The sequence below is a fragment of the Mycobacterium sp. TH-M15 genome, assembly GCF_057473705.1.
Genome location: NZ_JBYCLB010000647.1, coordinates 1 through 7,224 on the forward strand (window position 1 = coordinate 1; position 7,224 = coordinate 7,224).

The window sequence follows — 7,224 nt, forward strand, 5'->3', positions numbered from 1 at the left end:
GAAGCGGTCCACCTAGCCTCAGCGACCGGTGGAACGCTGACTGATTTCGGCGGTGGTGACTGGATCACCGGAACCCCCGGCACCCTGTGCAACACCCTGACCATGAGTGCTTGCCGATCCGCAGGATTTACTCCGCGCCTCCGCCACCACATCGACGACTTCGGGGCGGTTCTGGCCCTGGTCGGCGCCGGTCAAGGTGTCGCTCTCGTGCCCGAACTCGGTGACACCGCAACGCCAGACAATGTCATCCTGACCCCACTCGACATCCGCCGAAAAACGCACCTGGCGTACCGCCGAGGCACCGGTACACACCCCACGATCAGTGCCGCCCGAGCAGCCCTGCACGCTGCCGTGGGACCTGTCTGACCCGCGCGTGTGCATCTCCCCCGGGACCGGCTCGACGTACGCTGCTGTTCGTGCCGACCTGGGTCCACACCTCCCTCCACTGGCTGTCGCAGCACTGGGGCGACATCGTGCCGACGTGGCTGGGCGTCATCCTCGCCGCCGTCTTCGGCACGCTGTCGTGGCGTGCCTCCCGGCAGTCGAAGGCCGCCCGCGACACCGCCCAGGCCGCTGAGGCTAGGGCCGAGGCCGAAGCCGAGCGCGCCGAGCGAGCGACCGCCGCCGCCGAGAACGCGGCGGCAGCAGCGGATCGGTCAGCCGGGGCCGCCGAGCGGTCAGCCGCCGCCCAGGAGAAACAGGCGGAGCTACTCCAGGACGCCGCCGATGCAGAGGAGCAGTTCCCGTGGCGGCTCGACCGCATGGGATCGTCGATGGACTTCCGGCTGACCAACCTCACCAACCGACGCAAATACCGGGTGGAGGTCACCGGTCAGCCCGCCCGACCGATTCCCGGCACCTTTCGGCCAGGGGGCGGCAGGAGCAACCGCTACGACACGGTCGACGGACGTGAGACGGTCGAACTGGACCTCATCGTGGCGGCACAAACGCTGGACCGATCGGTGATGGTGAGCTGGCATCCGACCGCCGATCACACCGGCGACGCCTGGACGCAGCGCCTCGGCCTCCCGGGCTGAGGCGAACAGCAGAAAGCCCCGGCCGCATGACGGCCAGGGCCTCCCTACTCCCGCTCCGGACTACCCATCTACGTCCCGGAGTGCTGCCTCGCCTTCGGCCAGCGCTGCGGCCAGCTTGCGGATCGTGGCGGCGTCGAGACGGGCGCGCAGCTCCGCCGCCATGCCCTCCGGCGTCGTCGCGCGCAGGAGGACCAGGCTCTCCCCGGGCGGCAGCAGTTCGTCGAGCCGCTCAGCCAGGTCTGGATCACCGGCGACGATGCGCCGGACCATCTCGGGCGTCGATCCCAGACCCGCCTCCGGCTCAGTGCTCAGGAACTTGTCGAACTCGTCCTCCGCGTACTCGACCAGCGCGTTGCTCCCTGTGATGAACCAACGCCAGCGGCCGTTCTCAATCGTGTCCCGGAGCAACGGCGGAACATGGTCGAGTCCAGCGCCGCCGTGCCGGACGGAGGAGGACAGTGATGCGATGATCGGCCAGTTGTCGTCAGGCATGGTCAGCCTCCTCGTCGTCCGCTACGTCCCCCAGCCGGGTGGACCAGGCGTTCCGCGCCGCGCCGGCGAGATGGACCCGGTGGTCGTAGCGGCCGCCGTGCTCCAGGGCCTCCAGCAGCACCGGGACGACGTGTTCGCCGATGGTCCGCAGCGCAGACGCGAACACGAGCATCAGGTGCTCAGGGTGGTGGCGTAGCGCCGCGAAATATACGTCCAGGGCCTCCCACAACCGGTCTCGATCCCCGGCCGCGTCGAGGACGTCGAAGGCCAGCCGCGCACCCCACAGGTCCTTCCCGTCGAGGTCAGGGACGCCCATCATCCCGACCAGCTCGCCGGTCACGGCGTCGGTCGTCGGCACCGCCCGAACGCAGTCTGTCCACGGCTCGGCCTCCAGCATCTCTGCCCGCGCGGCGTCCCGCCGGGAGCGCAGGTCCGCCAGCCGCTCGGGCTGTACCTCCCGCGCCCGGCGGTGGTGGGCGATCATCGCATCCAGCCGGGCGCTCAGGGCGTCGAGGTCGTCACCGTGATCCAGGGTGCTCACGCCGTCACCGCCCGTCGCCCAGCCGCAGTGACGTCCCGCCTGCCCGCCGCCCGACCGCCCTGCCCGGCCGCGCCGGTGGTGGTGGTGGTGGCGGTGTCGGGATCGGGGAGCAGGGCCGCCAGGAACTCCGGCCGGTGGCCGGACCAGCTGGACCCGTCAGGGGCCACGACCACCGGCGCAGCCCGGTGGCCGAGGGCGCGGAGGTGTTCGCGGGCCTCGGGGTCGCGGTCCACGCGGATCACCCGGTGCACGACGCCGTGGTCGCGGAGCCAGCTGGTCGTGCGAGTGCAATCGGGGCACGCGGGCAGCGTGTAGACCAGCATGGTCGGCGGACGGGTGGTCATGCGACCACCCCCTCGGCATCAGCCGAAATCTCGGTGACGGTGATCTGGTCGATCCCTGACTGCCACTTCATGTACCCGGTGCAGATGGTGTACTCGTCGGCCGGGTTCTCGCGGCCGGGAATCCAGCGCACGTCGAGGACGACGCCCGCCTTGGCGGCAGCCCTCCGCAGCTGCGCGGCCTGCCCGCCGCCGGTCTCCCGGTTGGCGTGGGTCAGCCACTCAGCGTCCACCAGCAGGGTCAGCTTGATGCTGTCCAGCCCGGAGCGTTCCCGCACCTTGCCAGCCAGCCAGATGGCTTTCTTCGCGGCGCCCAGCTCGGCGGCGGACTGCTCGCCGTTCTCATCGAAATCCCGGCCGTGCCAGACCGGCTGGCCACCCTGGTCGCAGATGCCGAAGCGGAGCTTGCTCGCCTTCGCATCGCTGTACAGCGTGATCGCGTGCTTCGCGGACTCGCGGCGGGCCTGATCAGCAGTCGCCCGCATTGCGGCGTAGTCGATGCCGTGCTCCAGCAGGGCCGTCTTGAAGCGCGGGAACCGCTGCTGAGTCAGCAATCCGTTGTCGTCGGCCCACTCCTTCAACTCGGTATGGGTGGTGAGGGCTTTCAGCTCCTCGATGTGCTCGGCGACGATCTCCGCAATCGTCGGGGACTTGGTGGTCATCTGTTAGACTCCTCGTGTTCGTGGGAAAAGCGGACAAATGTATTCATTCAGCGAAAACCCCTGTTCACGCGGGGGTTTTCGTCATGTCAGGGGCAGGCGCACCCCCTCCTTCCCAGCGAGGAAGTCCTCCGCCGTCCACACCTCGGCCTTCGTGCCATCGAGCAGGCGGCGTGTCTCCGCCTCCACCTCTGCACGGTCGGCTCCCGGCGTCGACGCTCCGATGACCGCTTCGACCGCTCGGCGGGCCGGACCGGTCAAGTCGTCGTATTCCATGCGTACTTCTCCTTCTTCTCCTGATCCCGGCCACCTGCGGCCGGGGACGTCTCATGCGGTTGCGTGACCGGCCCAAACCCTGTTCGCCTCGGCCACCGCGTCCTCCGCGACGGCGACCAGCGCGTCGTAGTGCGGGCTGTCAGTGGCCCCCGGCGGCTCGACACCCTGCTCCTCGTCCAGCTCCTCGGCACTCCCGACCGCCAGCAGACACACCGCCCGGCGCACCTCACCGACCGGCACACCGGGGAACTGCACCGTCACGTCGGCGGCAACGGCGGCCAGGGCGGGGCCGGTTATGGCCTCGGGGTCCGGGAGGGCGGAGCGGATCGCGGTGTGGAGGTCGGTGGCCGAGGGGGAGGTGGTCACTTCTGGCCCTCACGCCGCCGGACGAACTCCCGCAGCGCGCCGCGCCGGACCAGTCGTTCGCGGCCGACCTTGATGCTGGCCAGCTCCCCGCTGCGGATCAGCCGGAACACGGTGGACCGGCTGGCGCGAACCTCCGTGCCCGCTTCGAGCACGGTGAGCAGGTCGTCATCGCTCTGCGCGTCCCGCTCCGGGTCGGGATGAGTCGTGATTGTCCTCAACATGAGTACACTGTATCACGACGTGTCCTCATGTTGAGGACAAAATCCGACAAATATCGCGAAGTGTCTGGGAGTATCAGCGTGTGGCAAAAGGACCAGTACGGGCGGGCCTGCCGATGCAGGCCGTCGCACAGAACCTCCAGCGCATCCGGAAGCAGCGGGGCGTCTCTTTACGCGGCCTGGCCGCCCGGACCCTGGACCGCCCGGCGGCACGGCTCCCGGCGAACGCGATACATGAGATCGAGCAGGGGGTCAGGAGGGTTGACGTGGACGATCTGATGAGCCTCGCCGCCGCCCTGGACGTGTCCCCGGCGCTCCTACTGATGCCGCAACCCGATCTCCCCGACGAGGAGGGCGGGGGAGTGGTCTACCTGTTCGACCCCGAGGAACCATTGGCCGCCGAGCAGGTATGGGACTGGATCACCGGCCACGCCCCGCTGCGCGATGAGCCGTGGTGGGACGCACTGGAGCGGGCCGAGGGAGTGAAGGCCGAGATCGAGCGGCGCTGGTACGACGAGCGGATGCGTCGCGAGTGGCACCAGCGATCAACACCGAAGTTCGCATGGGAGAGGGAGAATCGCGATGGCACGGAATGACATGCCGCCGGGGGTGACCCGGACCGATGACGGCCGCTACCGGGTCCGTATGCGGGTGGGGAAGGACCCCCGCACCGGGAAGTGGAAGTGGGTCAATCGGACCTTCGACACCCGGCGGGAGGCCATAGCGTTCCACGACACCACGAAGCGGGCGGTCGCCGACGGTCTCTACGCCCTGCCGACCGGGGACACGGTGGAGCAGGTGACGGCGGCCTGGCTCGCCTCGCTGCACCGCTCCCGGCCGACCACGCTACGGAACAGCACCTACGACATCGCGCCGCTGCGGCAGGTCTACGGGGCACTGCCGATCCAGCAACTCACCCGCGTCCACCTGGACTCGCTCCTCCGTGACCTCAAGGCCGGGGGAGTGGTTCCGACCCCCAAGAGCACGCCGGAGAAGCCGAGGTACCGGAAGCCCAACGCGACCCGCTCGCTCAACAAAACCATCGAGGCGGCGGAGAACTTGCTCGACTACGCCCTGAGCCGGAAGCTGGTTCGCGCCAACCCCGCCCGCGACGTCGAGCGGTTCGAGAAGGGCGAGCCGAAGGCCACTACGCTCACCGCCGAGCAGACTCAGGCGGTGCTGGCCCAGGCGGATCAGGAGCGCGACGCCCCGCTCTACTACCTTGCGCTGTCGGGGTTCCGACGTGAGGACCTCGCGGGCCTCCGGTGGTCCGACGTCGATCTGGGCAAGGGTGAGGTCAAGCTGTCGAACGCCCGGGTCCAGAACGGGTCCGAGATCGTCGAGAACGCACCGAAGACCCGTGCCAGCATCCGCACCCTCCCGCTCGCCGAGGACCTGGTTCGCGTCCTCCGGCGGGCGAAGGCGAAGCAGGCCGAGGAGAGGTTGGCCGCCGCCGGGGCGTACCGGGGCGGGGAGTACGTGCTGTCCGACGCCATCGGGCGGCCGTACCGGCCTGACCATGTGAGCCGCAGGTGGACACGCTGTCTCCGGCTCGCGGCTGTCCCGCATGTTCGGCTGCACGACGCCAGGCACTCGTGCGCGACGTCGATGATGGCCCGTGGTGTGCCGTTGGCGACGGTCGCGTCCTGGCTCGGCCACTCCGATCCCTCGGTTACCGCGCGCATCTACCTGCACGCCGACGCGGACGCGCTGCGCGACGCCGCGCGGACGCTGGGGGAGATCAACCGGCCCGCCAGCAAACCCCAGACGGGCACCGTGTGACATCACATCCGGACCGCGTGTGACTTTTGTGTGACTTTTCGCCCTCACGCGGCCCCGGTCCGGCGCCGGTCCGACAGCGTAACGCCTGGTCAACCCTGGTGCCCCCGACACGATTCGAACGTGCGACCTTCTGCTCCGGAGGCAGACGCTCTATCCCCTGAGCTACGGGGGCGCACGCACAGCCGGTGCGCCATTGGGCCCCGACAGCTTATCGCATCGCGGCCCGACCCCAGTCAGCGGACGGATTCGGGGCCTGACCACCACAGACCATAGGATGGAGCCTCGTGACCCCCGCCGACCTGGCCGAGCTGCTCAAGACCACCGCCGCCGCGGTGCTGGTCGAGCACGGCTTGGATGCCGCCGCGCTGCCGGCGGTGGTGACCGTCGAGCGGCCGCGCAACCCCGAGCACGGCGACTACGCCACCAACCTGGCGTTGCAGCTGGCCAAGAAGGCGGGCGTCAACCCGCGCGAGCTGGCCGGCTGGCTGGCCGCGGCACTGGCCGGCACCGCCGGCATCTCCTCGGCCGAGCCCGCCGGCCCCGGCTTCGTCAACCTGCGCATCGAGGCCGGCGCCCAGGGCGTGGTGGTCGGCAACATCGTCACCGCGGGCCCGGCGTACGGCCACTCCGACGGGCTGGCCGGGCTGACGGTGAACCTGGAGTTCGTCTCGGCCAACCCGACCGGCCCGATCCACATCGGCGGCACCCGGTGGGCCGCGGTCGGCGACGCGCTGGGCCGGCTGCTGTCCAGCCAGGGTGCCGAGGTCACCCGCGAGTACTACTTCAACGACCACGGCGCCCAGATCGACCGGTTCGCCACCTCGCTGGTCGCCGCCGCTGCCGGCGAGCCGACCCCGGAGGACGGCTACGCCGGCAGCTACATCACCGACATCGCCGCCGAAGTGCTCCGCAAGGCCCCCGACGCGCTGAGCCAACCCGAACCGCAGCGACACGAGACGTTCCGGGCGGTCGGCGTCGATCTGATGTTCGGCCACATCAAGGCGTCGCTGCACGAGTTCGGCACCGACTTCGACGTCTACACCAACGAAGACTCGATGCACACCTCCGGCCGGGTGGAGCAGGCCATCGACCGGTTGCGGGCCAACGGCAACATCTACGAGAAGGACGGCGCCACCTGGCTGCGCACCAGCGCGTTCGGCGACGACAAGGACCGGGTGGTGGTCAAAAGCGACGGCAAGCCCGCCTACATCGCCGGCGACCTGGCCTACTACCTGGACAAGCGGGCCCGCGGCTTCGACCTGTGCATCTACATGCTCGGCGCCGACCACCACGGCTACATCAATCGGCTCAAGGCGGCCGCGGCCGCGTTCGGCGACGACCCGGGCTGCGTCGAGGTGCTGATCGGCCAGCTGGTCAACCTGGTGCGCGACGGGGCGCCGGTGAAGATGAGCAAACGGGCCGGCACCGTGATCACCCTCGACGACCTGGTCGAGGCGATCGGCGTCGACGCCGCGCGCTACAGCCTGACCCGCTCCTCGGTGGACACCCCGA

The 7,224-nt window shown here is 69.7% G+C and carries 12 protein-coding genes and 1 tRNA gene; 5 read left to right on the forward strand and 8 right to left on the reverse strand.

The features are described 5' to 3' along the window. Together AC2VNT_RS15835 and AC2VNT_RS15840 are read left to right on the forward strand one after the other, a co-directional pair. On the forward strand, positions 1 to 366 hold a 366-nt coding region (locus tag AC2VNT_RS15835), incomplete at its 5' end, for a LysR substrate-binding domain-containing protein (RefSeq protein ID WP_486947757.1). 50 nt (positions 367 to 416) lie between these two features. Next, on the forward strand, positions 417 to 1,037 hold the full coding sequence (locus AC2VNT_RS15840) for a hypothetical protein (protein WP_486947758.1): 621 nt from the start codon (positions 417 to 419) through the stop codon (positions 1,035 to 1,037). A 60-nt stretch (positions 1,038 to 1,097) separates the two neighbouring features. Here AC2VNT_RS15840 and AC2VNT_RS15845 read toward each other — a convergent pair whose 3' ends face one another. The 7 genes from AC2VNT_RS15845 to AC2VNT_RS15875 form a co-directional block, all read right to left on the reverse strand. After that, on the reverse strand, positions 1,098 to 1,529 hold the full coding sequence (locus AC2VNT_RS15845; protein WP_486947759.1) for a hypothetical protein: 432 nt from the start codon (positions 1,527 to 1,529) through the stop codon (positions 1,098 to 1,100). Then, positions 1,522 to 2,070: a hypothetical protein gene (locus AC2VNT_RS15850; RefSeq protein WP_486947760.1), complete on the reverse strand. Its 549-nt coding sequence runs from the start codon at positions 2,068 to 2,070 to the stop codon at positions 1,522 to 1,524. Before AC2VNT_RS15850 ends, AC2VNT_RS15845 begins: the two co-directional genes overlap by 8 nt. Beyond that, positions 2,067 to 2,414, reverse strand: a complete 348-nt coding sequence (locus AC2VNT_RS15855) for a glutaredoxin domain-containing protein (protein WP_486947761.1) — start codon at positions 2,412 to 2,414, stop codon at positions 2,067 to 2,069. The genes AC2VNT_RS15850 and AC2VNT_RS15855 overlap by 4 nt, the downstream gene beginning before the upstream one ends. Next, on the reverse strand, positions 2,411 to 3,073 hold the full coding sequence (locus AC2VNT_RS15860; RefSeq protein ID WP_486947762.1) for a hypothetical protein: 663 nt from the start codon (positions 3,071 to 3,073) through the stop codon (positions 2,411 to 2,413). Before AC2VNT_RS15860 ends, AC2VNT_RS15855 begins: the two co-directional genes overlap by 4 nt. Positions 3,074 to 3,154: 81 nt before the next feature. After that, positions 3,155 to 3,346 (reverse strand): hypothetical protein, encoded by a 192-nt coding sequence (locus tag AC2VNT_RS15865; RefSeq protein ID WP_486947763.1) that lies wholly within the window; start codon positions 3,344 to 3,346, stop codon positions 3,155 to 3,157. A gap of 51 nt (positions 3,347 to 3,397) precedes the next feature. Beyond that, positions 3,398 to 3,712: a hypothetical protein gene (locus tag AC2VNT_RS15870; RefSeq protein ID WP_486947764.1), complete on the reverse strand. Its 315-nt coding sequence runs from the start codon at positions 3,710 to 3,712 to the stop codon at positions 3,398 to 3,400. Continuing rightward, complete coding sequence (locus tag AC2VNT_RS15875) at positions 3,709 to 3,933, reverse strand: helix-turn-helix domain-containing protein (protein ID WP_486947765.1); 225 nt, start codon at positions 3,931 to 3,933, stop codon at positions 3,709 to 3,711. Before AC2VNT_RS15875 ends, AC2VNT_RS15870 begins: the two co-directional genes overlap by 4 nt. Positions 3,934 to 4,046: 113 nt before the next feature. Between AC2VNT_RS15875 and AC2VNT_RS15880 the strand changes: the two genes are divergently transcribed. Both AC2VNT_RS15880 and AC2VNT_RS15885 read left to right on the forward strand, forming a co-directional pair. Beyond that, entirely contained in the window at positions 4,047 to 4,526 is a 480-nt protein-coding gene (locus tag AC2VNT_RS15880; RefSeq protein WP_486947766.1) for a helix-turn-helix domain-containing protein, read from the forward strand. Next, positions 4,513 to 5,712, forward strand: coding sequence for a tyrosine-type recombinase/integrase (locus AC2VNT_RS15885; RefSeq protein ID WP_486947767.1), 1,200 nt, complete (start codon positions 4,513 to 4,515; stop codon positions 5,710 to 5,712). The genes AC2VNT_RS15880 and AC2VNT_RS15885 overlap by 14 nt, the downstream gene beginning before the upstream one ends. 96 nt (positions 5,713 to 5,808) lie before the next feature. Here AC2VNT_RS15885 and AC2VNT_RS15890 read toward each other — a convergent pair. Continuing rightward, a tRNA-Arg gene (locus AC2VNT_RS15890) sits at positions 5,809 to 5,884 on the reverse strand. A gap of 112 nt (positions 5,885 to 5,996) precedes the next feature. On the opposite strand from AC2VNT_RS15890, the gene AC2VNT_RS15895 reads away from it, so the two are divergent. Next, the coding region (locus AC2VNT_RS15895; RefSeq protein WP_486947768.1) for an arginine--tRNA ligase at positions 5,997 to 7,224 on the forward strand (1,228 nt) is incomplete at its 3' end.

What these genes read in the sequence shown, in the direction of transcription:
- AC2VNT_RS15845 (WP_486947759.1), bottom strand. Translation starts at nt 1,529, where the DNA reads ATGCCTGACGACAACTGGCCGATCATCGCATCACTGTCCTCCTCCGTC.
- AC2VNT_RS15855 (WP_486947761.1), bottom strand. Translation starts at nt 2,414, where the DNA reads ATGACCACCCGTCCGCCGACCATGCTGGTCTACACGCTGCCCGCGTGC.
- AC2VNT_RS15860 (WP_486947762.1), bottom strand. Translation starts at nt 3,073, where the DNA reads ATGACCACCAAGTCCCCGACGATTGCGGAGATCGTCGCCGAGCACATC.
- AC2VNT_RS15865 (WP_486947763.1), bottom strand. Translation starts at nt 3,346, where the DNA reads ATGGAATACGACGACTTGACCGGTCCGGCCCGCCGAGCGGTCGAAGCG.
- AC2VNT_RS15875 (WP_486947765.1), bottom strand. Translation starts at nt 3,933, where the DNA reads ATGTTGAGGACAATCACGACTCATCCCGACCCGGAGCGGGACGCGCAG.
- AC2VNT_RS15880 (WP_486947766.1), top strand. Translation starts at nt 4,047, where the DNA reads ATGCAGGCCGTCGCACAGAACCTCCAGCGCATCCGGAAGCAGCGGGGC.
- AC2VNT_RS15885 (WP_486947767.1), top strand. Translation starts at nt 4,513, where the DNA reads ATGGCACGGAATGACATGCCGCCGGGGGTGACCCGGACCGATGACGGC.